The 23,588-nt window shown below is 57.8% G+C and carries 27 protein-coding genes and 1 other RNA gene; 22 read left to right on the forward strand and 6 right to left on the reverse strand.

Annotated elements, in window-relative coordinates; genetic code table 11:
* Positions 1-197 precede the first annotated feature (197 nt).
* The gene (locus IFT53_RS05850; RefSeq protein WP_192064439.1) at positions 198-1,400 is read right to left on the reverse strand and encodes a phosphoglycerate kinase; all 1,203 of its coding nucleotides are present in this window, start codon (positions 1,398-1,400) and stop codon (positions 198-200) included.
* 75 nt (positions 1,401-1,475) lie between these two features.
* Positions 1,476-3,386, reverse strand: coding sequence for a potassium/proton antiporter (locus tag IFT53_RS05855; RefSeq protein ID WP_192064438.1), 1,911 nt, complete (start codon positions 3,384-3,386; stop codon positions 1,476-1,478).
* A gap of 286 nt (positions 3,387-3,672) precedes the next feature.
* On the opposite strand from IFT53_RS05855, the gene IFT53_RS05860 reads away from it, so the two are divergent.
* Both IFT53_RS05860 and IFT53_RS05865 read left to right on the forward strand, forming a co-directional pair.
* Positions 3,673-3,963 (forward strand): type II toxin-antitoxin system RelE/ParE family toxin, encoded by a 291-nt coding sequence (locus IFT53_RS05860; RefSeq protein WP_042617549.1) that lies wholly within the window; start codon positions 3,673-3,675, stop codon positions 3,961-3,963.
* 9 nt (positions 3,964-3,972) lie between these two features.
* Positions 3,973-4,299, forward strand: coding sequence for a HigA family addiction module antitoxin (locus IFT53_RS05865; RefSeq protein ID WP_042617548.1), 327 nt, complete (start codon positions 3,973-3,975; stop codon positions 4,297-4,299).
* Between the two features lie 86 nt (positions 4,300-4,385).
* Here IFT53_RS05865 and gap read toward each other — a convergent pair whose 3' ends face one another.
* Positions 4,386-5,396 (reverse strand): type I glyceraldehyde-3-phosphate dehydrogenase, encoded by a 1,011-nt coding sequence (gene gap / locus IFT53_RS05870; protein WP_192064437.1) that lies wholly within the window; start codon positions 5,394-5,396, stop codon positions 4,386-4,388.
* Positions 5,397-5,495: 99 nt separating this feature from the next.
* The gene (gene tkt, locus IFT53_RS05875) at positions 5,496-7,478 is read right to left on the reverse strand and encodes a transketolase (RefSeq protein WP_192064436.1); all 1,983 of its coding nucleotides are present in this window, start codon (positions 7,476-7,478) and stop codon (positions 5,496-5,498) included.
* 323 nt (positions 7,479-7,801) lie between these two features.
* Here tkt and IFT53_RS05880 point away from each other — a divergent pair, with 323 nt between their 5' ends.
* The 7 genes from IFT53_RS05880 to IFT53_RS05910 all read left to right on the forward strand — a co-directional run bounded on the left by IFT53_RS05880 (position 7,802) and on the right by IFT53_RS05910 (position 12,618).
* Positions 7,802-8,074, forward strand: coding sequence for a DUF4164 domain-containing protein (locus IFT53_RS05880; protein WP_192064435.1), 273 nt, complete (start codon positions 7,802-7,804; stop codon positions 8,072-8,074).
* A 12-nt stretch (positions 8,075-8,086) separates the two neighbouring features.
* Positions 8,087-8,464 carry a cell division protein ZapA gene (locus tag IFT53_RS05885; protein WP_192064434.1) on the forward strand — a complete coding sequence of 126 codons (378 nt, stop codon included), beginning with the start codon at positions 8,087-8,089 and terminating at the stop codon, positions 8,462-8,464.
* Positions 8,465-8,559: 95 nt separating this feature from the next.
* Positions 8,560-8,718, forward strand: a non-coding RNA gene (gene ssrS, locus IFT53_RS05890) — 6S RNA.
* A 274-nt stretch (positions 8,719-8,992) separates the two neighbouring features.
* Positions 8,993-10,255, forward strand: coding sequence for a CNNM domain-containing protein (locus IFT53_RS05895; RefSeq protein WP_192064495.1), 1,263 nt, complete (start codon positions 8,993-8,995; stop codon positions 10,253-10,255).
* The gene (locus IFT53_RS05900; RefSeq protein ID WP_192064433.1) at positions 10,255-10,848 is read left to right on the forward strand and encodes a 5-formyltetrahydrofolate cyclo-ligase; all 594 of its coding nucleotides are present in this window, start codon (positions 10,255-10,257) and stop codon (positions 10,846-10,848) included. The genes IFT53_RS05895 and IFT53_RS05900 overlap by 1 nt, the downstream gene beginning before the upstream one ends.
* Positions 10,845-11,669, forward strand: coding sequence for a TIGR00282 family metallophosphoesterase (locus IFT53_RS05905; RefSeq protein WP_192064432.1), 825 nt, complete (start codon positions 10,845-10,847; stop codon positions 11,667-11,669). Before IFT53_RS05900 ends, IFT53_RS05905 begins: the two co-directional genes overlap by 4 nt.
* Before the next feature lie 112 nt (positions 11,670-11,781).
* Positions 11,782-12,618: an MBL fold metallo-hydrolase gene (locus IFT53_RS05910; protein ID WP_342365796.1), complete on the forward strand. Its 837-nt coding sequence runs from the start codon at positions 11,782-11,784 to the stop codon at positions 12,616-12,618.
* Positions 12,619-12,641: 23 nt separating this feature from the next.
* Here IFT53_RS05910 and IFT53_RS05915 read toward each other — a convergent pair whose 3' ends face one another.
* A complete protein-coding gene (locus IFT53_RS05915) occupies positions 12,642-13,145 on the reverse strand; it encodes a pyridoxamine 5'-phosphate oxidase family protein (RefSeq protein ID WP_192064430.1) in 504 nt (167 codons plus the stop codon).
* A gap of 182 nt (positions 13,146-13,327) precedes the next feature.
* Here IFT53_RS05915 and IFT53_RS05920 point away from each other — a divergent pair, with 182 nt between their 5' ends.
* A complete protein-coding gene (locus IFT53_RS05920) occupies positions 13,328-14,074 on the forward strand; it encodes a YebC/PmpR family DNA-binding transcriptional regulator (RefSeq protein ID WP_192064429.1) in 747 nt (248 codons plus the stop codon).
* Positions 14,075-14,146: 72 nt separating this feature from the next.
* Here IFT53_RS05920 and IFT53_RS05925 read toward each other — a convergent pair whose 3' ends face one another.
* Entirely contained in the window at positions 14,147-15,148 is a 1,002-nt protein-coding gene (locus IFT53_RS05925) for an LLM class flavin-dependent oxidoreductase (protein WP_042617524.1), read from the reverse strand.
* A gap of 189 nt (positions 15,149-15,337) precedes the next feature.
* Between IFT53_RS05925 and ruvC the strand changes: the two genes are divergently transcribed.
* The 12 genes from ruvC (at position 15,338) to IFT53_RS05985 (ending at position 23,513) form a co-directional block, all read left to right on the forward strand.
* Positions 15,338-15,850, forward strand: coding sequence for a crossover junction endodeoxyribonuclease RuvC (gene ruvC, locus IFT53_RS05930; RefSeq protein ID WP_042617523.1), 513 nt, complete (start codon positions 15,338-15,340; stop codon positions 15,848-15,850).
* Between the two features lie 24 nt (positions 15,851-15,874).
* Positions 15,875-16,492 (forward strand): Holliday junction branch migration protein RuvA, encoded by a 618-nt coding sequence (gene ruvA, locus IFT53_RS05935; RefSeq protein ID WP_042617522.1) that lies wholly within the window; start codon positions 15,875-15,877, stop codon positions 16,490-16,492.
* Positions 16,493-16,543: 51 nt separating this feature from the next.
* Positions 16,544-17,584 (forward strand): Holliday junction branch migration DNA helicase RuvB, encoded by a 1,041-nt coding sequence (ruvB, locus tag IFT53_RS05940; protein WP_192064428.1) that lies wholly within the window; start codon positions 16,544-16,546, stop codon positions 17,582-17,584.
* A 2-nt stretch (positions 17,585-17,586) separates the two neighbouring features.
* The gene (locus tag IFT53_RS05945) at positions 17,587-18,480 is read left to right on the forward strand and encodes a metallophosphoesterase (RefSeq protein ID WP_446737657.1); all 894 of its coding nucleotides are present in this window, start codon (positions 17,587-17,589) and stop codon (positions 18,478-18,480) included.
* A 63-nt stretch (positions 18,481-18,543) separates the two neighbouring features.
* Positions 18,544-18,762, forward strand: coding sequence for a DUF2945 domain-containing protein (locus IFT53_RS05950; RefSeq protein WP_192064427.1), 219 nt, complete (start codon positions 18,544-18,546; stop codon positions 18,760-18,762).
* 53 nt (positions 18,763-18,815) lie between these two features.
* A complete protein-coding gene (locus IFT53_RS05955; RefSeq protein WP_192064426.1) occupies positions 18,816-19,394 on the forward strand; it encodes a DinB family protein in 579 nt (192 codons plus the stop codon).
* Positions 19,387-19,899 (forward strand): NUDIX hydrolase, encoded by a 513-nt coding sequence (locus IFT53_RS05960; protein ID WP_192064425.1) that lies wholly within the window; start codon positions 19,387-19,389, stop codon positions 19,897-19,899. Before IFT53_RS05955 ends, IFT53_RS05960 begins: the two co-directional genes overlap by 8 nt.
* Entirely contained in the window at positions 19,896-20,414 is a 519-nt protein-coding gene (locus IFT53_RS05965; protein ID WP_244656256.1) for an NUDIX hydrolase, read from the forward strand. Before IFT53_RS05960 ends, IFT53_RS05965 begins: the two co-directional genes overlap by 4 nt.
* Entirely contained in the window at positions 20,407-20,847 is a 441-nt protein-coding gene (gene ybgC, locus IFT53_RS05970; protein ID WP_192064424.1) for a tol-pal system-associated acyl-CoA thioesterase, read from the forward strand. The genes IFT53_RS05965 and ybgC overlap by 8 nt, the downstream gene beginning before the upstream one ends.
* Before the next feature lie 260 nt (positions 20,848-21,107).
* Positions 21,108-21,827, forward strand: a complete 720-nt coding sequence (gene tolQ, locus IFT53_RS05975) for a protein TolQ (protein WP_042617787.1) — start codon at positions 21,108-21,110, stop codon at positions 21,825-21,827.
* Between the two features lie 30 nt (positions 21,828-21,857).
* A complete protein-coding gene (tolR, locus tag IFT53_RS05980; protein WP_042617518.1) occupies positions 21,858-22,319 on the forward strand; it encodes a protein TolR in 462 nt (153 codons plus the stop codon).
* 9 nt (positions 22,320-22,328) lie between these two features.
* Positions 22,329-23,513, forward strand: a complete 1,185-nt coding sequence (locus IFT53_RS05985) for a hypothetical protein (RefSeq protein WP_042617517.1) — start codon at positions 22,329-22,331, stop codon at positions 23,511-23,513.
* Positions 23,514-23,588: the final 75 nt, after the last annotated feature.

Consider the following 23,588-nt stretch of genomic DNA (forward strand, 5'->3'; position numbering starts at 1 on the left):
TCTTTAAAAATATTTAAATGCGATGAAGAGGCGCAATGAGGCGTCACGCCGCACACGGCGTTATCGGTGCATCTCTCAGGTTGCTCTTTTGGGAACGTGGTTGGATCCTCGGGACAGGCCCGAGGATGAAGTCACGGGTGTGGCAAGGCCAGGCATCCCCGCTTTCCAGTTGGAGAGCGGGAACGCGGTGTTCGAGTTTACTTCTGTTCCTGAAGGATGGCGACGCCGGGGAGGACCTTGCCTTCCATCCACTCCAGAAACGCGCCGCCTGCGGTGGAGATGTAGGTAAAGTCATCGGCTACGCCTGCATGGTTGAGGGCGGAGACCGTATCACCACCACCGGCCACGGAAACGAGCTTGCCGTTTCGGGTGCATTCGGCTGCATATTGCGCGGCGGCGACAGTTGCCTTGTCGAAGGGTGCGATTTCGAAGGCGCCGAGCGGGCCGTTCCAGACCAGCGTTTCAGCGCGGGAAATCCAGCCCTTGATGGCTTCGACGGATTTGGGGCCGACATCCAGAACCATGGCATCTTCAGGGATTTCGCTGATATCGACCACTTCGTTTTCGGCGTTGGCCTTGAATTCGCGGGCAACCACGCCGTCTTCCGGCAACACGATGGCGCAGCCTGCGGTGGCTGCTTCGATCATGATCTGCTTTGCGGTTTCTGCCAGATCATGCTCGCAGAGAGATTTGCCGACTTTGGTGCCGCGTGCGGCCAGGAATGTGTTGGCCATGCCGCCGCCGATGACGAGCGCATCGACCTTCTTGACGAGGTTCATCAACAGATCGATCTTGCTGGAGACCTTTGCGCCGCCAACGATGGCAACGACGGGGCGCACGGGCGCGCCGAGGCCTTTTTCCAGCGCCTCAAGCTCTGCCTGCATGGTGCGGCCAGCATAAGCGGGCAGGTGGCGGGCCAGACCTTCCGTTGAGGCGTGGGCGCGGTGTGCTGCAGAGAACGCATCATTGACGTAGATATCGCCGTTCTTGGCAAGCTCGGCCACGAAGGCCGCATCGTTCTTTTCTTCACCCTTGTGGAAGCGTGTGTTTTCCAGAAGCAGAATATCGCCATTGGTCATGGCGGCGACGGCATCCGCTGCGAGTGCGCCGATGGCATCCGAGGCGAAATGGACCTTGTGGCCCAGAACCTCTTCCACCGAGGAGGTGATGAGGGACAGCGACATATCCGCGACGGGTTCACCCTTGGGGCGACCGAAATGCGCCAGCAGAATGACTTTCGCGCCCTTTTTCGACAATTCGAGGATCGTTGGCGCAACACGCTCGATGCGGGTCTTGTCCGTTACCTTACCGTCAGCGACCGGCACGTTGAGATCGACGCGAACGAGAACGCGCTTTCCGGAGATGTCGGTAAGGTGATCGAGGGTCTTGAAGGCTGGCATGGATCGATCCTGATATCGTTGAAAGGATTGGCTTTGCGCGCGACCATACTATGCCTGACCGGTGGTGCAAGTCGCTCAATCATGATTTTCGCTCTGGCCGGGGTCACGTGTGGCTGACGGTATCGTGTTACCGGGCACGGCAGGCGCTTCGCGTTGCTTTTTCTTGGCGATATGGCTGCGGATGCGCTGGTTGATCTCCTTGAAGCTGATGAAGACCGGAAGCGCCGTGGCGGGTTCGACCGGCTCCAGCGAGATGCCGACGCTGGAAATGGCGTGGTTTTCATCCAGATCCCGCACAATCAGAATGAGCGAGCCCAACCGCACGCGATCTGCATATTCGGCCTTGCCACCGAAACGGTTCTGGATGAGCTCGGCGACCGTCAGCGACTGTTCCTGCGTCGTCAGAAGGCCGGGGCCATAGGAAGCATCCAGTTCTTTCGCCGGGCGTTGGGGAGAGATGGCGAAGGTGCCGAAGATGTCCTCATCATCCTTCGTCAAGGGTTTGGCGCTGGCAAAGAGCCGGTCCAGAAGGCGCGTGTAGCTGGGCATGACGAAGAGATAGACCAGATCGTTTTCGCGCAGGCGTCCGGCATATTGGTAACGGATGGACTTGCCATCCCGCACCACGAGCGAGGGCATGGCCCAGCGGGGAATGCGTTCACCCTGCAGCACGGCACTGCCCTTGGCGACACGATAGGAAATGAGTTCGTGGTTGGCGGTGCCGGGCAGGTCCACCTCCAGCTTGTCGACATCACCCATGCGCGGCGGGACGATGAGGCCGAGCTTTGTGGCCACGGGCTTGATGGTCCAGCCCTGTATCAGAAGAGAAACCAGCACGATGATGAAGGCTGCGTTGAAATAGACATCTGCACCCGGCAATCCGCCAAGGGCGGGAAGGATGGCCAGCAGAATGGAGACCGCGCCGCGCAGGCCCACCCATGCCACGAAGGTGGTTTCCTGCTGGGTGTAATTGAAGGGCATGAGGCTGAGCCAGACGGCGAGCGGGCGGGCGATGAAGATGAGAAACAGCGCCAGCAAGACCGCCGGTATGATGATGGCCGGAAATTGCGACGGCGTTGCGAGCAGCCCGAGCATCAGGAACATGATGATCTGCGCCAGCCACGTCATGCCCTCATGGAAACGTCGGATCGCGCCCTTGGCAAACACCGTGCGGTTGCCCGCAACGATGCCCGCCACATAAACCGCAAGGAAGCCGCTGCCATGCATTGCGCCGGTGAAGGAAAAGACCAGAAGCGCCAAGGCCAGAACAAGGATGGGCACCAGTCCGCGGTCGACCTGAAAGCGGTTTACCACAGTCGCGATCATCCATCCGCCAAGCAAGCCGAAGACCACGCCGAGGCCCATTTCCTGCAGGAACAGCAACAGGAAGCTGGTGTCGAAACCGGCAAGACCTTCGCCCTTGGACACGACTTCGACCAGTGCGATGGTGAGGAAGATCGCCATGGGATCATTTGTGCCGGACTCCACTTCAAGGGTGGAGCGCACCTGATCACGAATATGGATGCCGCCGATGCGCAGGAGGAAGAACACGGCCGCTGCATCGGTGGAGGCAACGATGGAGCCGAGCAGCAGGCCTTCCAGCCAGGAAAAGCCCAGAAGAAGCGCGGCTGCGCCTGCGAAAAAGACCGATGTCAGCACCACGCCGACGGTGGCGAGCGCAATCGACGGTCCCGCCGCCAGTCGGAAGGATTGGACCGATGTGCCGAAGCCGGAATCAAACAGGATGACGGCCAGCACCAGCGAGCCCATCATATAGGCCAACGGATTGTTGCTGAAATGAATGCCCAGCCCATCCGTGCCAGCGGCAAGGCCGATCATCAGGAACAAGAGCAGAAGCGGGGCGCCAAAGCGGTAGGCGATGAGGCTGGAAAAGGCGGCGATAAGAACAAGGACGGTGGCGACCAAGAGCAAGATGTAAAACGATTCCACGCACACGTCCTTCCATGAAGGTCGCTTGCCACGCATGCTCCCGCACGTCAGCAATCAATGCGCCACGTTTTGGACGGCCACGGCGCACTGTTTGCGCAGAGGTCAGGGCAAGGCGAGGTCTATCGAATGGTACGGCAGGGAGCGATGCGCACACACACGCGACCGAATCCCTAGTCTTGATTTTTCCGGGCGAAAATAGACGAGAGCAAGGCGGTGATGGGAAATTCATGAAAGATGTACTATCGAACGCAATCGCAAAGAACGGTGGGATGATGCGGATAGCGTAGCTTGACGCTTTTCACCTGATTTGCTAGCTTTTGATATGAAAATTCGAAACGTCATCCATAAAGGTTTACGCCGCCTGATCGAAGATGATGACGCGACCGGCCTGCAGTCTGCCGTAGTCCCGAAACTTCTTCGCATTGTTTCGTTCCTTCAGGAAATGGAACGGGAGGAGGAGTTGCGCACGGTTCCAAGCTGGAAGGCTCATCAGCTTGTGGGTGATCGTAAAGGGACCTGGAGCCTTTTCGTGACGAAGAATTGGCGGATCACGCTGCGGATCGATCAAGCTGAAATCGAAATTGTCGATCTTGACTATGAAGACTACCACTAGGAGGTGGCTATGAATGCGATGCAAGGCATCCGCCTGAAGAACCCTGCTCATCCCGGCGGTTTCATCAAGAGCGAGATTATTGAGGCGCTTGAACTGTCGGTAACGGCTGCGGCGCAGGTCCTCGGCGTAACGCGCGCGGCATTGTCGGCGCTATTGAATGAGCGTTCGAATCTATCGTCAGAGATGGCGTTGAGAATAGAAAAGGCCTTCGGCGTGTCTATGGATACGCTCATGAGGATGCAGAACAGCTTTGACATTGCTCAGGCGCGCAAGCGTGAGGGTGAGATCCACGTTGCACAGTTCCGTCCAGGCCAATCGATGACAGGACCATGCTGACGTTTGCCTGAGAACTGAAGTCCTGAAACGAGAAAACCCGGCGAGATCGCTCTCGCCGGGTTTTGCTATTCATAGGCTGAACAAAATCAGATGGTCTTGGCGAATGCCACTGCTGTGTCCGACATGCGGTTGGAGAAGCCCCATTCGTTGTCGTACCAGGTCAGGATGCGCACGAAGTTACCTTCCATGACCTTTGTCTGGTCTGTCGCGAAGACGGAAGAGTGGCTGTCGTGGTTGAAGTCACGGGAAACCAGTGGCTCGTCCGTGTAGCCGAGAACGCCCTTCAGCGCGCCATTGGAGGCTGCCTTGATGGCTTCGTTGATTTCTTCGACCGTGGTGTTTCTCTTGGCCACGAACTTGAAGTCGACAACCGATACGTTTGGTGTTGGAACGCGGATCGATGTGCCGTCGAGCTTGCCCTTGAGGTGCGGCAGCACGAGGCCAACGGCCTTTGCAGCGCCGGTCGAGGTCGGGATCATGGACAGGGCTGCGGCGCGGGCGCGATACAGGTCCTTGTGCATGGTGTCCAGCGTTGGCTGGTCGCCTGTGTAGGAGTGGATCGTGGTCATGAAGCCGTGGTCGATGCCGACGACGTCATCCAGAACCTTGACGACCGGGACCAAGCAGTTGGTGGTGCAGGAAGCGTTGGAGATGACGAGGTGATCCTTCGTCAGCTGATCTTGGTTGACGCCGAAAACGACCGTCAGGTCCGCACCTTCGGCAGGAGCCGAAATGATGACGCGCTTTGCGCCAGCGGTGAGGTGGGCAGCGGCCTTGTCACGGGCAACGAAAATGCCTGTGCATTCCAGCGCGATATCGACGCCGAGTTCCTTGTGCGGCAGCTGGGCAGGATCGCGAACAGCGGTCACCTTGATCGGCTTGCCACCGGCAACGATGATGGTGTCGCCTTCGACCTTCACGTCTGCAGGGAACTTGCCATGGATGCTGTCATAACGCAGCAGGTGCGCATTGGTCTCGACCGGGCCGAGGTCGTTGATGGCAACGACTTCGATATCGGTACGGCCGGATTCCACGATGGCGCGAAGGACGTTGCGGCCGATGCGGCCGAAACCGTTGATGGCAACTTTAACTGTCATTGAGATACTCCCTGTCAATATATTCGAATTTTGTTTGAAATGGTGACAGCCCGGAGAGGCGAATAAAATGTCCGCCGCCCCAGGTTTTGTTCAGGCCGTTCAGCCGAGCTTTGCTTCAGCCGCAGCAACCACTGCTTCTGCGGTGATGCCGAACTTCTTGTAGAGCTCCTTGGCAGGTGCGGATGCACCGAAGGAGTGCATGCCGATGAAGTCACCATCATTGCCGATGAAGTAATCCCAACCCTGACGGATGGCGGCTTCGACGCCGATCTTGACAGGCGACGTGCCGATGATGGCTTCGCGGTAGGTTTCTGGCTGTTCCATGAACAGTTCGAAGCAGGGAACAGACACAACGCGTGTGGAAATGCCCTTCGCCTTCAGATCAGCTGCGGCCTTGAGTGCGATTTCCACTTCCGAGCCGGAGGCGAAGATCGATACCTTCGCATCGCTATCCGAAACCAGCTCATAGGCTCCGTGGGAGACGAGGTTCTTTTCCTCGTAGTCTTTGCGGGCCGGTGTCAGGTTCTGGCGGGTCAGCGCCAGCGCAGATGGGCGGTTTTTCTGATGCAGGGCGAACTGCCAGGCTTCCGCTGTTTCCGTTTCATCCGCAGGGCGGAAGACCAAAAGGTTTGGAATGGCACGCAGCGCAGCGATCTGCTCGACCGGCTGGTGGGTCGGGCCGTCTTCACCAACGCCGATGGAGTCATGCGTCAGAACGTGAACGACGCGGATGCCCATGAGAGCGGCCAGGCGGATGGACGGACGGCAATAATCCGAGAAGATCATGAAGCCGCCAGCGTAAGGAATAAGACCGCCATGCAGCGCGATACCATTCATGGCGGCTGCCATGCCGTGTTCGCGGATGCCGTAGTGAAGGTAGCGGCCCGAGAAATCGGTCGGTGTGATCGACTTCATCTGGCTGGTCTTGGTGTTGTTGGATGGCGTCAGGTCGGCAGAGCCGCCGATGGTTTCAGCCAGAATGCCGTTGATGACTTCGAGCGCATCTTCCGATGCCTTGCGTGTGGCAACGGTTGGATTGTCAGCAGCGACCTTCTTCTTGAAGGCATCGATCGAGCTGTCGAAATTGCCCGGCATATCGCCAGCAAAGCGGCGCTTGAACTCAGCCTTCTTGTCTGCGTCTGTCGCTTCGAGGCGTGCGATCCACTCCTGGCGAGCCTTGGTGGAGCGCAGACCGGACAGACGCCATGCGTCGAGAACGTCTTCTGGAATGACGAATGCTTCGGCTTCCCAGTTTGCGTTCTTGCGAGCGGCAGCAATTTCTTCAGCACCCAGCGGGTTGCCGTGCACCTTGTGCGTGCCCTGCTTGTTCGGCGCGCCGAAACCGATGATGGTCTTGCAGGCGATGAAGGTCGGGCGGTCGGACTTGTGTGCGGCTTCGATGGCGTTTGCAATCGCTTCCGGGTCGTGGCCGTCGATCTCGATGGTGTTCCAGTGAACGGCCTTGAAGCGCGCGATCTGGTCTGTGGAATCGGACAGGCCAACTTCACCATCGATGGTGATGTTGTTGTTATCCCAGAACAGCACGAGCTTGTTCAGCTTCAGGTGGCCAGCAAGCGCGATGGCTTCGTGGCTGATGCCTTCCATGAGGCAGCCGTCGCCGCACAAAGCATAGGTGTAGTGGTTTTGCAGATCCGAGCCGAACTCTTCTTCCAGCTTGCGCTCGGCAATGGCCATGCCAACTGCGTTGGCAATGCCCTGGCCCAGCGGACCCGTTGTCGTTTCAATGCCAGTCGCGTGGTTATATTCCGGGTGACCGGCGGTCTTGGAATCCAGCTGACGGAAACGCTTGATCTCGTCGATCGTCATGTCCTCGTAACCTGTGAGGTAGAGGAGCGCGTAAAGCAGCATGGAGCCGTGACCGGCAGACAGCACGAAGCGGTCGCGGTCTGGCCACTGCCAGGCCTTCGGATCGAATTTCATGTAACGGGTGAAAAGGACCGTGGCCACATCCGCTGCGCCCAATGGCAGGCCGGGGTGGCCGGAATTGGCCTTCTCCACAGCATCCATGGCAAGAAATCGGATTGCATTGGCCATCCGGTCGTGTTTATCGCGAGAAATCATGGCTTTTCCGTCTGTTCCGGGTGAAAGGAGATAGCCTTATGACTATCCAAAAAGCGGTTTGATCCATAGCAGGTGGTGCGGGCGAGTCAATAAAACCAGGGCCGCTTGCGGTTCGATCTTGAACAAAAATCGTTTCGCATGATGGCGACATTTGGACGCCTGCCACGTTTGCGCCCTTGCGGTGGTGCATTCATCCACAGCGCAAAGTGTTTGAATGTATTGGTTTGATTGACGTAGAGGTTAACAAAGTCATATCGTGCAGCGGCCCTGATTGACACCAAGCGACAACGATTCGGCTTGTGGCTTGCGGTTTGGAAGAAACGATGACGGCGGAAAAAACCATACACATCGCGTTGTCGGAGCTTAGCTCCGCCATCAACAGCCTTGAAAACGCAATCGACATGCGGATCGAGCGCCAACGCGAAAATGGCGAGGTTGAGAACGAGGTGAAGCGCGTGCATGTGGACCGTGCGCGCCTGGCGCAGGAGCTTGACCAGTCGCAATTTCGCGCCAACCGCCTTGAGGAAGTCAATCGCGAGGTTTCCCGCCGCCTTGTGACGGCAATGGAAACGATCCGCGCAGTGCTGGATCGGTAAGGACTTACATTCATGGCTCAAGTAACGGTGATGATTGACGGCAAGGCGTATCGCATGGCCTGCGAGGCAGGGCAGGAAGCGCATCTGACCGATCTTGCCAGCCAATTCGACCAATATGTCGGCCACCTGAAAAGCCAGTTTGGCGAGATCGGCGATCTGCGCCTGACGGTGATGGCGGGCATCATGATAACAGACGAAATGTCAGAGCTTTCCCGCAAGATCGAAGCATTGGAAAAGCAGGTCGCATCGCTTCAGCACAGCCATGATGGGATGGCTCAGAGCAAGGCAAAGACCGACGAACTGGTGGTGAATGCCATCTCGGATCTGTCATCACGCTTGAATGGGATTACCGAAAAACTGGTGGCACGGCCTAAGCCTGCGGTGAATTAGCAGGGCCTGACCCGGCGATTTCACGCTTGCGTTCCTCATGCGAAATTATGGCGTCGCCCCCTTCCGCATGTTCACGAACTTCCCTATATAAAGACTGCGTTCTGCGCTTCTCGACAGGAAACTCAATCCCTGGGGCCATACTCGATCCAAAGGGAGCTGTCCCTGGCCAGGCCCGTGGGCTTGGACATATGGCGCCCACCTACGTTTGTAGGCACCCAGGATCGTAAAACTCCATCGGTCGCCGCGGATCGCACTTTATTTATCGCTCCGGGCACGAGCAGCCCAGAAGCGGCCCGGTCTGTCTCAAGCCTGCTCCAACCTCGGTTGACCTGCCTATGCAGGACGCTTCTTGCGTGGGGCAAGAGTTGTTGGGCCTGAATTTTCATCCTCCGGTCATTGCATTGGTGGAACAAATCCTTATTATTTGCCTTGGTATGTGCGCTCCCGCATTCAACCTTTACGATTGTGGTTGCAGTCGCGACGTGCCGTTCAACAGCCCAAAAAGAGCGAAACTTGTTTACTGAAATTATGATCGTGGTTCTGCTTACCGTTCTGAACGGTGTGCTTGCCATGTCTGAACTCGCCGTTGTCTCCTCAAGACCAGCGAGGTTAAAAGTACTTGCCGCACAGGGCAGCAAGGGCGCTGGAATGGCGCTCACCCTTTCCGAAGATCCCGGACGTTTTCTCTCCACCGTGCAGATCGGCATTACGCTTGTTGGCGTTTTGTCGGGTGCGTTTTCGGGTGCCACGCTCGGCGCACGCTTTACCGGATGGCTTTTGGAGCAGGGCGTGCCAGACCGTGCTGCCGATGCACTTGGCGTCGGTATTGTGGTTGTTGCCATCACCTATCTATCTCTGATTGTTGGTGAGCTCGTTCCCAAGCAGATTGCCCTTCGCGATCCCGAGAAAATTGCCGTTCGTGTCTCTCCGGCCATGGTTCTGCTGGCGAAAGTCGGCGCGCCCATCGTGTGGTTGCTGGACCGTTCCGGCAAGCTTATTCTGGCGCTTCTGGGCCATAGCGGTGAATCCAACAATTCCGTGACTGACGACGAAATTCGCACCGTTCTGGCCGAGGCACACAGTGCCGGTGTCATCGAAAGCGAAGAATCCGCCATGATCACCAGCGTCATGCGCCTTGCCGACCGCAATGCGCGCGGCCTGATGACACCGCGCCGCGACGTGGAGGTGGTGGATATAGAAGACACTCCGGAGGAAATCCGCTTGCAGTTGCGCGAGACGCAACGTTCGCGTCTGCCGGTCAGAAACGGTGCATCCGACGAGATTCTCGGCGTTCTCTTTGCCAAGGATGCATTTGATGCGCTGGCATCCGGCAGGGAGTTGAACATTCGCGAGTTGCTGCGCGAAGTACCCGTCGTTTCGGACCTTACCAGCGCTGTCGACGTGATTCAGTCGTTGCGTCGCTCCACCGTGCATATGGTTCTGGTCTATGACGAATATGGCCACTTTGAAGGTATAGTCAGCTCCGGCGACGTGCTGGAAGCCATTACCGGCGCGTTTCAGGAAGATGACGGCGAAGAGCCTGCCATGGTTGAACGCGAAGACGGCAGTTTCCTTGTTGCCGGGTGGATGCCGGCTGACGAATTTGCCGACCGCATGGGTTTCCAGATTGCCGACGATGCCGAGTTTGAAACGGTTGCCGGTCTGGTTCTGGACGAATTCCGCCGATTGCCGGAACTGGGTGAACACATCACCCGCGATGGCTGGCGCTTCGAAGTGATCGACCTCGATGGGCACCGGATCGACAAGGTGCTGGTGAGCCGGGCTGCCTGATGACATCCGGCGACCTCGATAAAGCCCGGATCAGATCAGAGCGTCTCGCCTTGCGGGACGCTCTTTCCGTTGATGATCGGACCGCCAAAAGCCTTGATATTGCCGAACACGGTGCCGATGCGATCCGCTTTGAGGCGGGTACGATTGTTTCAGGCTTCATGCCGATCCGGTCCGAGGCTGACTTGCGCCCGCTGATGGAGCGTCTACGCATCAAGGGAGCGCGGATCTGCTTGCCGGTCATTCTGGACCGGGAAACGATTGCGTTTCGCGAGTTTGCCGCTGGTTCAGAGCTGGTTAAAACCGGATTTGGCACCACCGGACCGGATGCGCATGCGGCGGTCCTCGACCCCGCAATATTGCTCGTGCCCTTGTCCGCTTTCGATGCGACAGGCCAGCGGATTGGCTATGGCGCGGGGCATTACGACCGCGCAATTGCCAGACTTCATGCAAAAGGGCTTGAAACAACGCTGATCGGCATTGCATTCGACTGCCAGGAAGTGCCATCAGTGCCCGCGCAAGCGCATGATGTGGCGCTGGATGCCATTCTGACCGAGAGCGGCATGCGATTTTTCAACAGCAGGACGGCGGAATGAGATTACTGTTTCTCGGGGATATGGTTGGCAAGACGGGCCGCACGGCGGTGTGGGAGCGTCTTCCGGGACTGATCTCCGATCTGAAACTGGACTTCGTCATCGTCAATGGTGAGAACGCCGCCGGTGGTTTCGGGATTACCGAGGACATCTATCTCGAGACGATCAACGCCGGGGCAGATGTGGTGACCACCGGCAACCACGTTTGGGACCAGAAGGAAGCGGTGAGCTTCTGCCAGCGCCACGACCAGTTTCTGCGGCCTGCCAATTATCCCAAGGGAACGCCGGGCAAGGGTTCCGGCCTGTTTTATGCGCGCAACGGCGCCCGCATTCTCGTGGCCAACATCATGGGCCGCGTTTTCATGCATCCCGAACTCGACGATCCTTTCAGCTCGGCGGAAACCATCCTGGGTTCCTGCCCGCTGGGCGAGCAGGCAGATGCCATCGTGTTCGATTTTCATGCGGAAGCGACGAGCGAAAAGCAGTGCTTCGGCCATTTCGTCGATGGGCGCGCAAGCTTTGTCGTGGGTACCCATACGCATGTGCCGACGGCGGATGCGCAGATCCTGAATGGCGGTACGGCCTATATGTCGGATGCCGGCATGTGCGGCGATTACGATTCCTCGCTTGGCATGGAAAAGGAAGAGCCGATAAATCGCTTCATTTCCAAAATGCCGAAGGGCCGGTTTGAGGCGGCGAGCGGCCCCGCCACCATCTGCGGCGTGGGCGTTGAGATTTCCGACCGCACCGGCTTGGCGGAAAAGATTGCGCCGCTGCGGCTGGGGCCACGGCTGGCGGAAACGGTCCCGGCCTTCTGGGCCTGACCTGACGCTCCTGACAATGACGACATTGTGAGCGCCGCATGGGCGCTTGCGTGTAGACGATCAAAGAGCCTTGCCGCATCTTGGCCCCACTCGTTTCGTTCAGGGAGTGGTGGTGATGCTTCGCATGCTCATTCTGGCGATGGCCGCCACGGTTCTGTGCGGAACGCAGGCGCAGGCGCAGCAACGGCCCGCACGACCTCCGATCAGCCAATGTCAGGCGATTGCCAGCACACTCCCTGATGTCACCTTCGCCAGCGTCACGAGCGGGTTGCAACGCGTGCAGGCGAGCAAGGAAGACGTCAAAATACAATATATCGGGCATTCGTCATTTCTCATCACCTCGCCCGAGGGGGTGACGATTGCCACCGATTATAACGGTGTCTATCTGCCGCCTGTGACGCCCACCGTTGTGACGATGAACAATGCGCATTCCACGCATTACACAATGCATCCAGACCCGGCGATCAAACACGTTCTGCATGGCTGGGGCGATGTGCCGGGAGAGAAAGCCGAGCACAAATTGCAGCTGGGTGATGTCTATATCCGCAATGTTACATCCGATATTCGCAACCGCTGGGGCGGAGGCGGGCTGCTGCAAAAGGATGGAAATTCGATTTTCATTTTCGAGGTTGCCGGTCTTTGCATCGGGCATCTCGGCCACCTGCATTACGAGCTGACGGAAACGCAATATGCCGAAATCGGCCGCCTTGATATTCTGATGGTGCCGGTGGATGGTGGGTTGACGATGGGGGCCGACAGTATGAGCCGGATCGTCAAGCGGCTGCGGTCTGCCTTGATCTTGCCGATGCACCAGCCAAGCGGTCTGGAGCAGTTTCTGGTAACATTCGGGCCGCAGTTTCAGATCGCCTATGCCAACAACCCGGTCATCAATGTCTCGATGAGAAGCTTGCCCCGCCAGCCGCAAATTCTGGTGCCGCAAGGCATGTGAAGATGCGGAGGGCGGGGTAAGGATTATGCGAAAGTCAGATGCTGGCGCACGCCGATATCTGGCGTCTTGTCATCAGACATATTGGCCTTGGCGATTTCCCAGCCGAATTTCAGCGTGCTATCGGTGGAAGCCCAGATTTCAGCCTCATCGACATGCAGCGCAAGCATGGTGAGCAGGGGATCGCTCTTGCCATGTTCGTACCAGGCAGCTGTCACAGAATTCCAGTATTCATCAACCTTGGTCTTGTCGTCACGCACTTCCAACTTGCCGGTCAGGCATGCGTGATAATCGTGATCCTTGCCGATAACGCAGAAATGGGCGCGGGAGGCTGATCTCAGCGACTGGACGAGCTGCGAATCCTTCTTGGAATAAAACCAGATGGTGTTGGTTTTCGGATCTGCGTGAGGCGCCATGGGCTGCATGTGGTTCTGGAGCCCTTCGAGGCCGAGCATGCCCGCATGAACAGAATTGATCTCATCCCAGAGCTGACGGGCAGGGGCTTCGCGTGCTTCACTCAAACTGACCATTCAATATGTCTCCTTCACGTTTGCTTACTGGTAACGAAACGAAGTGCGTAGATTTCAGTTCCTTTCTGCGTCAGGAGAAGTATGACCGTGCTGCGACAAGAGTTGGTCATGTGGGCTTGAACCGCCGGGCCATCGCACTTATAAGCACCGCAATCCAAACAAACGATCCGATCAGGGGTGCCATGGCTGGCCATTCACAGTTCAAGAACATCATGCATCGCAAGGGAAAACAGGATTCGATTCGTTCGAAGATGTTCTCCAAGCTTGCGCGTGAAATCACCGTTGCTGCCAAGTCCGGTCTGCCGGATGTGAGCATGAACGCGGCGTTGCGTCTGGCAGTGCAAAACGCCAAGGCGCAGTCCATGCCGAAGGACAACATCGACCGCGCCATCAAGAAGGCATCCGGTGCAGATGCCGAGAACTACGATTATGTGCGTTACGAAGGTTACGGTCCAGGCGGCACTGCGGTTATCGTTGAAGCGCTGACGGACAACCGCAACCGCACGGCGTCCAACGTTCGCTCCATCTTTACCAAGGCTGGCGGCGCGCTGGGCGAAACCGGCTCGGTTTCCTTCTCCTTCGACCGCGTTGGCGAAATCAGCTACAAGGCCTCTGTCGGTAGTGCCGATAGCGTCATGGAAGCGGCGATTGAAGCTGGTGCTGATGATGTGGAAAGCAGCGAAGACGGCCACACGATCATTTGCGAATTCGAAGCGATGAACGAAGTGTCCAAGGCGCTGGAAGCGGTGCTGGGCGAAGCAGACAGCGTCAAGTCCATCTGGAAGCCACAGAACACGGTGCCTGTGGATGAAGAAAAGGCGCAGTCGCTGATGAAGCTGATCGGCAATCTGGAAGACGACGACGACGTTCAGAGCGTTTATTCGAACTTTGAAGTGTCTGAAGAAATCATGGCCAAGCTCTCGGCCTGATTTGGCCAAAAGAACTAAGCCAATTAATGAAAAACCCCGGCTCATCACCGGGGTTTTCTTTATATCTGAGGCTTACGCCGCCAGTTTCAGCCCGCCGCGCACCTGCGCGAAGACCTCGACGGAACGAAGGCGTTTCTGGATATCATGGACCGGCATGGAGATGATCAGTTCATCTGCGCCTGTCTCAGACAGGAAGTCGCCCAACTTGCGCTCAATGGTGTCATGGGAGCCGACGACCGCGTATCGGAGCGTATGGTCAACCGTGATGCGCTCCATGTCGCTCCACAGGCCGTCCATGCTCTCCACGGGGCGCGGAAACTGCGTGCGGACATTTTTGCGCAGATTGACGAATTGCTGCTGAGCTGACGTGAACAGATGCTGTGCCTCTTCATCCGTATTGGCACCCACGCCCATCACGCCGACCATGACATAGGGCTCTTTCAGCGTTTCTGATGGCTGGAAACGCTCGCGATAGATCGCGATGGCATCCATCAGCATATCAGGTGCGAAATGCGAGGCAAAGGAGTAGGGCAGGCCAAGAGCTGCTGCCACATGGGCACTATAGGTGCTTGAGCCCAACAGCCAGATCGGCACATTGGAATTCATGCCCGGCACGGACAGGATGGCCTGATCCGGTTCCGGGGCGCCGAGATAGCGCTGCAATTCGATGATGTCATGCGGGAAGTTTTCCGCACCCGCATCCAGATTGCGGCGCAGAGCGCGGGCGGTGCGCATATCCGTGCCGGGTGCGCGGCCAAGACCGAGATCGACGCGGCCGGGCAGCAGCGCATCCAGCGTGCCAAATTGCTCGGCGATGACCAGCGGCGAATGATTTGGCAGCATGATGCCGCCGGAGCCGACGCGAATGCGCGATGTGGCAGCGCCGACATGGGCGATGACGATGGACGTCGCGGCGCTGGCAATGCCCGGCATGCCGTGATGTTCGGCCAGCCAGATGCGCTCATAGCCTTCTTCTTCCGCCTTGATTGCCATGCGACGGGAATTATCAAGCGCCTTGCTCGCGGTCTCGCCTTCACCAATGGGCGACAGGTCGAGAATGGAAAAAGGGATCATTGGACGCTCCTGGTGCGTATTTCGTTGCTCAAGATGTAAGCGACATGGCTCGATTTGCCAGCCCAATCGCAGCGAATTGAACGATGGATCAAAAAAACTCGTGCAAGGGCCAAGGCGCATTTCAGATCAATGTTGTCGTTTTGTTCACTTATCGCTGGCAGGTTTCGAGCCGCAACGTTAGGATGCCATATGCAAAATGCGATTCGAATTATCGGGATAGACCCTGGGCTGCGGCGAATGGGCTGGGGCATCATCGAGACACTGGGCAACAGCCTGCGTTTCGTGGCTTCCGGCACTGTCACGTCAGATGGCGACATGGATCTGGCATCGCGGCTTTGCCAGCTGCATGATGGCCTTTCCGAGATCGTTCATTCCCATCAACCGCATGAGGCGGCTGTGGAGCAGACTTTCGTCAACAAGGATGCGGTGGCAACCTTGAAGCTGGGGCAGGCCCGTGGCATTGCCATGCTGGTTCCGGCCCGTGCCGGTCTGCCCGTTGCCGAATATGCGCCCAATGCCGTCAAGAAGGCGGTGATCGGGGTTGGCCATGGCGAGAAGCAGCAAATTCACATGATGCTCAAGATTTTGATGCCCAAGGCCGAATTCAAGGGCAATGATGCGGCAGATGCGCTCGCCATTGCCATTTGTCACGCCCACAACCGGGCAAGCGAGCGCATGCGCCGCGTGCTGGCAGCAAGCTGATTTCCTCTTTTCACAGGCGTTACCATGATCGGAAAACTCAAAGGCACCATCGATGAAATTGCAGATGACCATGTGGTCGTCGATGTGCATGGCGTCTGTTATGTGGCCTATTGCTCGGCGCGCACCCTGTCTCGGCTGGGTTCCGCGGGGGAAGCGGTTGTTCTCTTCATCGAAACCTATGTGCGCGAAGACCAGCTGAGGCTGTTCGGTTTCATGACGGCGCTGGAACGGGAATGGTTCAACCTTTTGCAGAGCGTTCAGGGCGTGGGCGCCAAGGTGGCGCTCGCCGTGCTGTCTACCCTGACGCCATCCGAACTTGCCAATGCCATCGCGTTGCAGGACAAGGTCGTTGTTTCTCGCGCTCCGGGTGTGGGGCCGAAAGTGGCTGTTCGTATCGTGACCGAGTTGCGCAACAAGGCGCCCGCCTTTGCGGGAGACGCATCCGGCTCCATCGGTTTCAAGCAGGAGCTGGGCGAAGGCGTAGCGTCGGCACCGGTGGCCGATGCCGTTTCCGCGCTGACCAACCTTGGCTATTCCCGGGACCAGGCGGCCAATGCCGTGGCTGCTGCGCTGAAGAATGGCGGTGAGGGTGGCGACAGCGCAAAGCTGATCCGGCTGGGGCTTAAGGAGCTTTCGCGCTAGGGCGCGCCATGGTAAAAACGCCAAGCAAATACCCGGAATGGAATATCTGACATGAGCGACGCGGCACGGCTGATTTCTTCGGAAAAGCGCGGCGAAGATATTGATACGACGCTGCGGCCGCAGACGCTGGATGATTTTACCGGTCAGGCAGAGGCGCGGGCCAACCTCAAGATCTTCATCGAGGCTGCAAAGAACCGTGGCGAAGCGCTGGACCATGTTCTGTTTGTCGGGCCTCCGGGCCTTGGCAAGACGACGCTGGCGCAGATCATGGCCAAGGAGCTTGGCGTCAATTTCAAGTCCACCTCCGGCCCGGTCATTGCCAAGGCGGGTGATCTGGCGGCGCTTTTGACCAATCTTGAAGAACGCGATGTGTTGTTCATCGACGAGATTCATCGCCTGAGCCCGGCTGTCGAAGAAATTCTCTATCCGGCGATGGAGGATTTTCAGCTCGACCTGATCATTGGCGAGGGGCCAGCGGCACGTTCGGTGAAGATCGATCTTTCGAAATTCACGCTTGTTGCGGCCACCACGCGGCTTGGACTGTTGACGAACCCGCTGCGCGACCGCTTCGGCATTCCTGTTCGCCTGTCTTTCTATACCGTCGATGAGCTTGAGCTGATCGTGCGGCGTGGTGCGCGCATCATGGGCCTGCCGATGACGGAAGAAGGCGCGCGAGAGATCGCACGCCGTTCGCGCGGAACGCCGCGCATTGCCGGGCGGCTTTTGCGCCGGGTGCGCGACTTTGCGGAAGTGGCGCGGGCTGAATCCGTGACGCGCCAGATCGCTGACGAGGCGCTGACGCGGCTGCTGGTGGACAATATGGGTCTCGACCAGCTGGATATGCGCTATCTGATGATGATTGCCGTGAATTTCGGTGGTGGGCCTGTCGGCATTGAAACGATTGCGGCTGGATTGTCTGAACCGCGTGATGCCATCGAAGACATTATCGAGCCCTATATGATCCAGCAGGGCTTCATCCAGCGCACGCCGCGGGGACGGGTCTTGACCGGCACGGCGTGGAAGCATCTTGGTATGCAGCCGCCAAAGGATATCGAAGCGGCACAGTTCCGCATGTCTCTTGAGGACGATTGATTGTGATCACCCGCCGTGCCTTGCTCAAGACTGCTGCGACCATGGCGGCGGGACTGGTTTCTCTCGGTGCCTATGCGGGTGGCATTGAGCCGCTGGCGCGGCTTTCCACCACGCGTTACCGCATCAATCCGCCCGGCTGGCCAAAGGGCCAGACGCTGCGCATCGTGGCGCTTGCCGATTTTCATGCCTGCGAGCCATGGATGCCAGCCGAGCGGATTGCCAAGATCTGCGATTACGCCAACACGCTGGGTGGCGATGTGATGCTGCTGCTGGGCGACTACATGTCTGGCATGAAGCTGGTGACGGGTGTCGTAGAGCCGCAAGATTGGGCAAAGGCGCTTTCGGGTTTGAAGGCACCGCAAGGCGTGCACGCGGTGTGCGGCAACCATGATTGGTGGCAGGACCTTGAGGCGCAACGGCTGCGGCTGAAGGAAACGGTGGCGCATCAGGCTCTGCGGGCGGTGGGCATTCAGGTTCATTCCAACAAGGCTATGCGCTGCGGCACTGAGACCAATCCATTCTGGATCGCCGGGGTGGAAGACCAATGGGCGTACAAGACCGGAGGCCGCTTGATCGGCCTGGACGATCTGTCTGGCACGCTTGCGCAGGTGAGCGACGATGCGCCGGTCATTCTGCTGGCGCATGAGCCAGATATTTTCGTGAAGGTACCGGACCGTGTGTCGCTCACGCTTTCGGGCCATACCCATGGCGGACAGGTCAATCTCTTCGGCTGGCGTCCGGCTGTGCCATCGCGTTACGGAGAGCGCTTCGTCTACGGCCATGTGGTGGAGAATGACCGGCATCTTGTCGTGTCCGGCGGGCTTGGATGCTCCATCGCGCCCGTGCGGTTCCTGTCTCCGCCTGAAATCGTGGTGATAGATCTCGGCGAAGCCTGAGGAACCATCGGCAGCTCTGGCCATTGCTCTTTTTTGGCCCCGTCTTTTGGCAAGGAGCGTGTGATGACAAAGTTTCGCAAGGGCACCAAAGTTCAGTGGAAATGGGGTTCCGGCAAAGGCGAAGGCAAGGTTGCCGAGAGCTTTACCGAAGATGTCGAGCGCAAGATCGAGGGCTCAGTTATCAAGCGCAAAGCCAGTGACGACGAGCCCGCCTACCTAATTGAGCAGGAAGACGGTGGGCGAGTTTTGAAAAGCCATTCGGAACTGGAAAAGGCCGGTTAAGCCCTCTGAGTGTCACTTAACGTCTTTGTGGCTGATGCGGTAGGAGAGGTGGTATGTCTTATGATCCGGGTCGCGTGTTCCGGAAACTTGCCCGCAACAACCGCCTTGCCAATGTCAGGCTGCACGCGTCCTGCCTCAGGCTTTCCCAGCACGAGTTCACGGCACCGCGCACAAGCTTTTTTCCGACGATCCGGGCAACGCTCAATCACATCTATCTGGTAGACCTGTGCTACATCGACGCGATGCAAGGCGGCACCATCGGGCTTGCTGCGTTCCATAAAGACGAGCCCTTCGAAGACATGGCAAGCTTGCGCGACGCGCAGGCGCAGATGGACGATCGTCTGATTGCATTGGTGGACCGTTTGACAACGGTGGAACTGGCGCAAACCGTGTTTGTTCAGCGCGGCGAGCGCGTGCAGACGGACCGCTGCGACGACATTCTGACCCATCTCTTTCAGCACCAGACCCACCATCGCGGACAGGTGCATTCCATGCTATCAGGCACGGGCGTGAGCCCGCCGCAGCTGGACGAGTTTGTCGTGGGAGATGATGCGGGGGTTCGCCAAACGGAGATGAAGGCGTTAGGCTGGACGGAAGCTGATCTGATGAACCAGGAATCGATGCATGACTGAAGACCTCCGTATACGCATGAAATTCAAGCCGAAGCGCCTTTTCCAGATGCGGGTAGCAGGCATTGCCTTTCGCGATGGTCACGTTCTGGTGCACAGGGCAACACACGAGAAATTCTGGAGTTTCCCCGGTGGTCGCGCCGAAATGGGTGAGGAGACCAAGGAGACGCTGGCGCGTGAAATGGTAGAGGAGCTTGGCGTTGAAGCAACGGTCGGCCGCCTGCTCTGGGTGGTTGAGAACTTCTACCATTACGAAGGCAAGGACTGGCACGAGCTTGGGTTTTACTACCTGATGGAGTTGCCGGAGATATTCCCCTTCCACGAAGCAGACATCGTCCACCGTATGCAGGACGGCAAGTATCCGCTCGAATTTCGCTGGGCAAGAGCGACAACCGAAGCCTTGACGCAGCTGGATATTCCACCCTATTTCATCGCCGGTCAGATCGAAAATCTGCCCGTCACGACCCAGCATATCGTTTGGAATGATGGAAACCTGGACGATAAATGAGCGACACAACTTCTCTTAGGCACATGATCAGGATCGATCACAAGCCGCAGCTTTTCAGCTTTCGTGTGGCTTGCCTCGTGTTCCAAAACGGCCACCTTCTGGTGAACCGCAGTGTTACTGACCGCTATTGGGGGCTTCCGGGCGGTCGTGCCGAAATCGGGGAAAGCTCGGAAGAAACGATCCTGCGGGAAATTGAGGAAGAGCTGCACGTGAAGGCGCGGATCGAGCGTCTTTTGTGGTCGGTCGAAAATTTCTTTTCGTATGGCGAGTACAATGCCCACGAATTGGCCTTCTATTACCTCGTCCATCTCGAAGAGCCTTTTCCTTTTCATGAAACGGACATTGTCCATCGTGTCGTCGATGGTGCGGATATCGAGTTTCGATGGCTGCCCGCGAACTCAGCCGCGTTGAAGGAAAACGATCTCAGACCTGTGTTTGTGGCTGAGCGGATCGAGGCGCTGCCGCAACGGCATGAGCATCTGATTGTGCGTGAAGGAGCATCAAACGATGACTGACCTAACCGTATCCCTCTCTGGCGAATTGATCGACCACGGCCATCGGCTGGCGCAGCGGGTCTATTATGAGGACACCGACTTTTCCGGCCTGGTTTACCACGCCCGTTACCTGCATTTTCTTGAGCGCGGGCGCACGGATTATTTGCGGTGTCTGGGCTGCGAGCAGAGTGCGCTTCTGACGGCGGATGAAGAGGGGTTGGTTTTTGTGGTTCACCGCATGGAAATCGACTTCAAGTCGCCTGCGCGGATGGATGATGTTTTGACCATTACGACCACGACGGAAAAAGCGGGTGGGGCCAAGATGGTGCTTGCGCAGGAAATCTGGCGCGGAGACACATTGCTGATTGTCGCGAAAGTGATCATCGCCGTGATCAATTCCAAGGGAAGACCGCGACGTCTGCCGGAGACGATTGCCGAGAAATTTCTAAGTTAAGAATTTCCGATGATGCAGTTGCTGCTAGTCGTGTTGATTTCGTAACACTCTCTTAACCATAATGTAGTCTATCTTAACCATCCGGTATTTGTGCGCCGCACGCCTTCCTTTTACCAAATTTGCAGTCAAGGAAGGCTGAATGGTCATATCGGGGCACGGCTCAAGGGGTTTTCGGCGACTGCCGCAGGACTTCAAACGTTGATGCGCGTTTAAATCGCCCGGTCATGCACCGGGCGTTTGGATTCGGGGATTGGATTTTTATGGAACAGGCAGGATTGGCCGCGGCAACGCACGACGTAAGTCTTTGGGCTCTGTTCATGCAGGCTGGCCTCATCGTCAAGCTGGTCATGATCGGCCTTCTCGCAGCTTCGGTTTGGACGTGGGCCATCGTCATCGACAAATACGTAGCTTTCGGCAAGGCGAAGCGTCAGTTCGACCAGTTCGAGCAGGTGTTCTGGTCTGGCCAGTCGCTTGAAGAGCTGTATCGCACGCTGGCCGAGCGCCAGAATACTGGCCTTGCAGCCATCTTCGTGGCGGCGATGCGCGAGTGGAAGAAATCCTTCGAGCGCGGTGCGCGGTCTCCCATCGGTTTGCAGATGCGTATCGACCGGGCCATGGACGTGACGATGGCGCGTGAAGGCGAAACCTTCGAAGCGCGTCTCGGTTCGCTGGCGACGATTGGTTCGGCGGGTCCGTTTATCGGTCTGTTCGGTACTGTTATTGGTATCATGACCTCGTTCCAGGCGATTGCCGGTTCCAAGTCCACCAACCTTGCGGTTGTGGCTCCTGGTATCGCCGAAGCGCTTCTGGCAACGGCCATTGGTCTTGTCGCCGCTATTCCGGCCGTTATCGCCTACAACAAGTTCACCGGTGATGCAGGCAAGCTTTCTGCGCGCATGGAAGGCTTTGCGGACGAGTTTTCCGCCATCCTTTCGCGACAGATCGATGAGAAGCTGCAGACACGTCAGGCCGCGCAGTAACCGCGTCACCGAGCGAGTGGAGTAAACATAATGGGTATGTCAGCAGGCGGTGGCGGGGGCGGATCCGGCGGACGCCGTGGCCGAGGCCGGGGACGCCGCAAGGGCGGCGCGATCAGTGAAATCAACGTGACGCCCCTCGTGGACGTCATGCTGGTGCTGCTCATCATCTTCATGGTGGCTGCACCAATGATGACGGTGGGCGTGCCTGTCGATCTGCCGCAGACCTCTGCCAGTGCACTGAATTCCGAGACGCAGCCGATTACCATTTCAGTCAATGCGGATGGCGTGATCCATTTGCAGGAAACGCCGATCCAGGCGGTGGAAGTGGCCGACAAGCTGCAGGCAATTGCCACCACTGGGTACAATGAGCGCATTTTCGTGCGTGCAGATTCCGTCGCGGCCTATGGCATCGTGGCGGATGTGATGGCGCGTATTCAGGCTGCGGGTTTCAAGAATATCGGCCTCGTAACGCAACAGAAACAGGACAATTGACGTAAAGCGATGAAGGGCAGCATTACCACATCTGCGATTGTGCACGCTTCACTGCTGGCTGTTGCCCTGGTTTCCCTGGGCTCGCCGGCACCGCTCGAGGTGACTCAATCTGAGGCCATGCCTGTGGATCTGGTATCCGTAGAAGAGATGACGCAGATACAGCAGGGTGACAAGAACGCGCCCAAGGCTGAAAAATCCGCGCCTGTTCCCACGACTCGCCCTGATGTGGTTGCGAATGCCCAGAACGTCGGCAACAACAGCGCCGATCTGGATGCGCCACCAACGCCGACGGAAAAGCCCAATAATAATGACAGCGCGGCCGCTCCTCCCAAGCAGGAGAAGCCAGCGCCTGTCGTCGATAACAAGCCGAACGACGTCAAAGATATCGTGAAGGAAGAGACATCTGCGCCCAAGCCGCAGGAAACCGCGTCACTTCCCATTCCCAAGCCTGAGATAGCGACACCCCCGACGCCCACGCAGCCCCCGGCTCAGCAGCAGGCGCAGGAGCCGCCGCCGCAAAACCAGGAACCAGCCGAAATTCCCGTGCCGGCCAATGTGCCGCGCCCCAATTCGCGCCCGACGCCGCCGCAGCCAAAGCCGGAGCCGCCCAAGGAAGCTGAACAGAAGCCAGCCGAGCAGAAACCTGCCGAAAAGCCGCCGGAAAAGACATCCGATCAGGCCAAGTCGAATGAGAAGCCGTCCGACAAGAAGGTCGCTGACCGCAAGCAGGAAACGGCAAAGTCTGCCAACTCCCAGGCCAGCGAGTTCAATGCCGATGAGATTTCTAAGCTCCTGAACAAGCAGGCACCTTCAGGTGGTGGCGCAAAGCGTTCGACCGAAACGGCGTCGCTTGGCGGCAAGAAGACAATCGGTACGGGCTTGAGCTCGAGTGAAGTCGACAATGTGCGCGGCCAGATTCAAAACAACTGGACCATGGCATCCGGCCTGACAGGCGTTTCGGAAGTCCGGGTGGTTGTTCGCGTATCACTCGATCAATCTGGCAACATTGTCGGCCAGCCAGAAGTAACGGCGACAGGTGGGCCTGATGGAACGCGCCGCGCCGTTGAAGGCAGCGCGCGCCGTGCGATCTTCCGGTCACAGCCGCTAAAAAACCTGCCGCCAGACAAATACGAGGGCGAAAAGGGATGGAACACCATGGTTCTTGAATTTGATCCGTCCGAGTTTGCCATTTAACCGACAGTTTTGGGACCGATGACAACACTGACACCCAACTCGATGTCTAATTTTTGTATGAAGCTGAAAGGCTTG

Source organism: Rhizobium sp. CFBP 13644 (genome assembly GCF_014842165.1).
In the GTDB taxonomy this organism is placed as follows: domain Bacteria; phylum Pseudomonadota; class Alphaproteobacteria; order Rhizobiales; family Rhizobiaceae; genus Agrobacterium; species Agrobacterium tumefaciens_C.

Bases quoted from the DNA above. Each gene is read 5' to 3' on its own strand.
- IFT53_RS05965 (WP_244656256.1), top strand. From the start codon at position 19,896: ATGAGCGACACAACTTCTCTTAGGCACATGATCAGGATCGATCACAAG.
- IFT53_RS05960 (WP_192064425.1), top strand. From the start codon at position 19,387: ATGACTGAAGACCTCCGTATACGCATGAAATTCAAGCCGAAGCGCCTT.
- IFT53_RS05860 (WP_042617549.1), top strand. From the start codon at position 3,673: ATGAAAATTCGAAACGTCATCCATAAAGGTTTACGCCGCCTGATCGAA.
- tolR (WP_042617518.1), top strand. From the start codon at position 21,858: ATGGGTATGTCAGCAGGCGGTGGCGGGGGCGGATCCGGCGGACGCCGT.
- ruvC (WP_042617523.1), top strand. From the start codon at position 15,338: ATGCAAAATGCGATTCGAATTATCGGGATAGACCCTGGGCTGCGGCGA.
- tkt (WP_192064436.1), bottom strand. From the start codon at position 7,478: ATGATTTCTCGCGATAAACACGACCGGATGGCCAATGCAATCCGATTT.
- IFT53_RS05985 (WP_042617517.1), top strand. From the start codon at position 22,329: ATGAAGGGCAGCATTACCACATCTGCGATTGTGCACGCTTCACTGCTG.
- IFT53_RS05920 (WP_192064429.1), top strand. From the start codon at position 13,328: ATGGCTGGCCATTCACAGTTCAAGAACATCATGCATCGCAAGGGAAAA.
- IFT53_RS05925 (WP_042617524.1), bottom strand. From the start codon at position 15,148: ATGATCCCTTTTTCCATTCTCGACCTGTCGCCCATTGGTGAAGGCGAG.
- IFT53_RS05850 (WP_192064439.1), bottom strand. From the start codon at position 1,400: ATGCCAGCCTTCAAGACCCTCGATCACCTTACCGACATCTCCGGAAAG.
- IFT53_RS05855 (WP_192064438.1), bottom strand. From the start codon at position 3,386: ATGCGTGGCAAGCGACCTTCATGGAAGGACGTGTGCGTGGAATCGTTT.
- ruvA (WP_042617522.1), top strand. From the start codon at position 15,875: ATGATCGGAAAACTCAAAGGCACCATCGATGAAATTGCAGATGACCAT.
- IFT53_RS05950 (WP_192064427.1), top strand. From the start codon at position 18,544: ATGACAAAGTTTCGCAAGGGCACCAAAGTTCAGTGGAAATGGGGTTCC.
- IFT53_RS05955 (WP_192064426.1), top strand. From the start codon at position 18,816: ATGTCTTATGATCCGGGTCGCGTGTTCCGGAAACTTGCCCGCAACAAC.
- IFT53_RS05900 (WP_192064433.1), top strand. From the start codon at position 10,255: ATGACATCCGGCGACCTCGATAAAGCCCGGATCAGATCAGAGCGTCTC.
- IFT53_RS05905 (WP_192064432.1), top strand. From the start codon at position 10,845: ATGAGATTACTGTTTCTCGGGGATATGGTTGGCAAGACGGGCCGCACG.
- IFT53_RS05895 (WP_192064495.1), top strand. From the start codon at position 8,993: ATGATCGTGGTTCTGCTTACCGTTCTGAACGGTGTGCTTGCCATGTCT.
- ybgC (WP_192064424.1), top strand. From the start codon at position 20,407: ATGACTGACCTAACCGTATCCCTCTCTGGCGAATTGATCGACCACGGC.
- IFT53_RS05885 (WP_192064434.1), top strand. From the start codon at position 8,087: ATGGCTCAAGTAACGGTGATGATTGACGGCAAGGCGTATCGCATGGCC.
- ruvB (WP_192064428.1), top strand. From the start codon at position 16,544: ATGAGCGACGCGGCACGGCTGATTTCTTCGGAAAAGCGCGGCGAAGAT.
- IFT53_RS05880 (WP_192064435.1), top strand. From the start codon at position 7,802: ATGACGGCGGAAAAAACCATACACATCGCGTTGTCGGAGCTTAGCTCC.
- IFT53_RS05865 (WP_042617548.1), top strand. From the start codon at position 3,973: ATGAATGCGATGCAAGGCATCCGCCTGAAGAACCCTGCTCATCCCGGC.
- gap (WP_192064437.1), bottom strand. From the start codon at position 5,396: ATGACAGTTAAAGTTGCCATCAACGGTTTCGGCCGCATCGGCCGCAAC.
- IFT53_RS05915 (WP_192064430.1), bottom strand. From the start codon at position 13,145: ATGGTCAGTTTGAGTGAAGCACGCGAAGCCCCTGCCCGTCAGCTCTGG.
- tolQ (WP_042617787.1), top strand. From the start codon at position 21,108: ATGGAACAGGCAGGATTGGCCGCGGCAACGCACGACGTAAGTCTTTGG.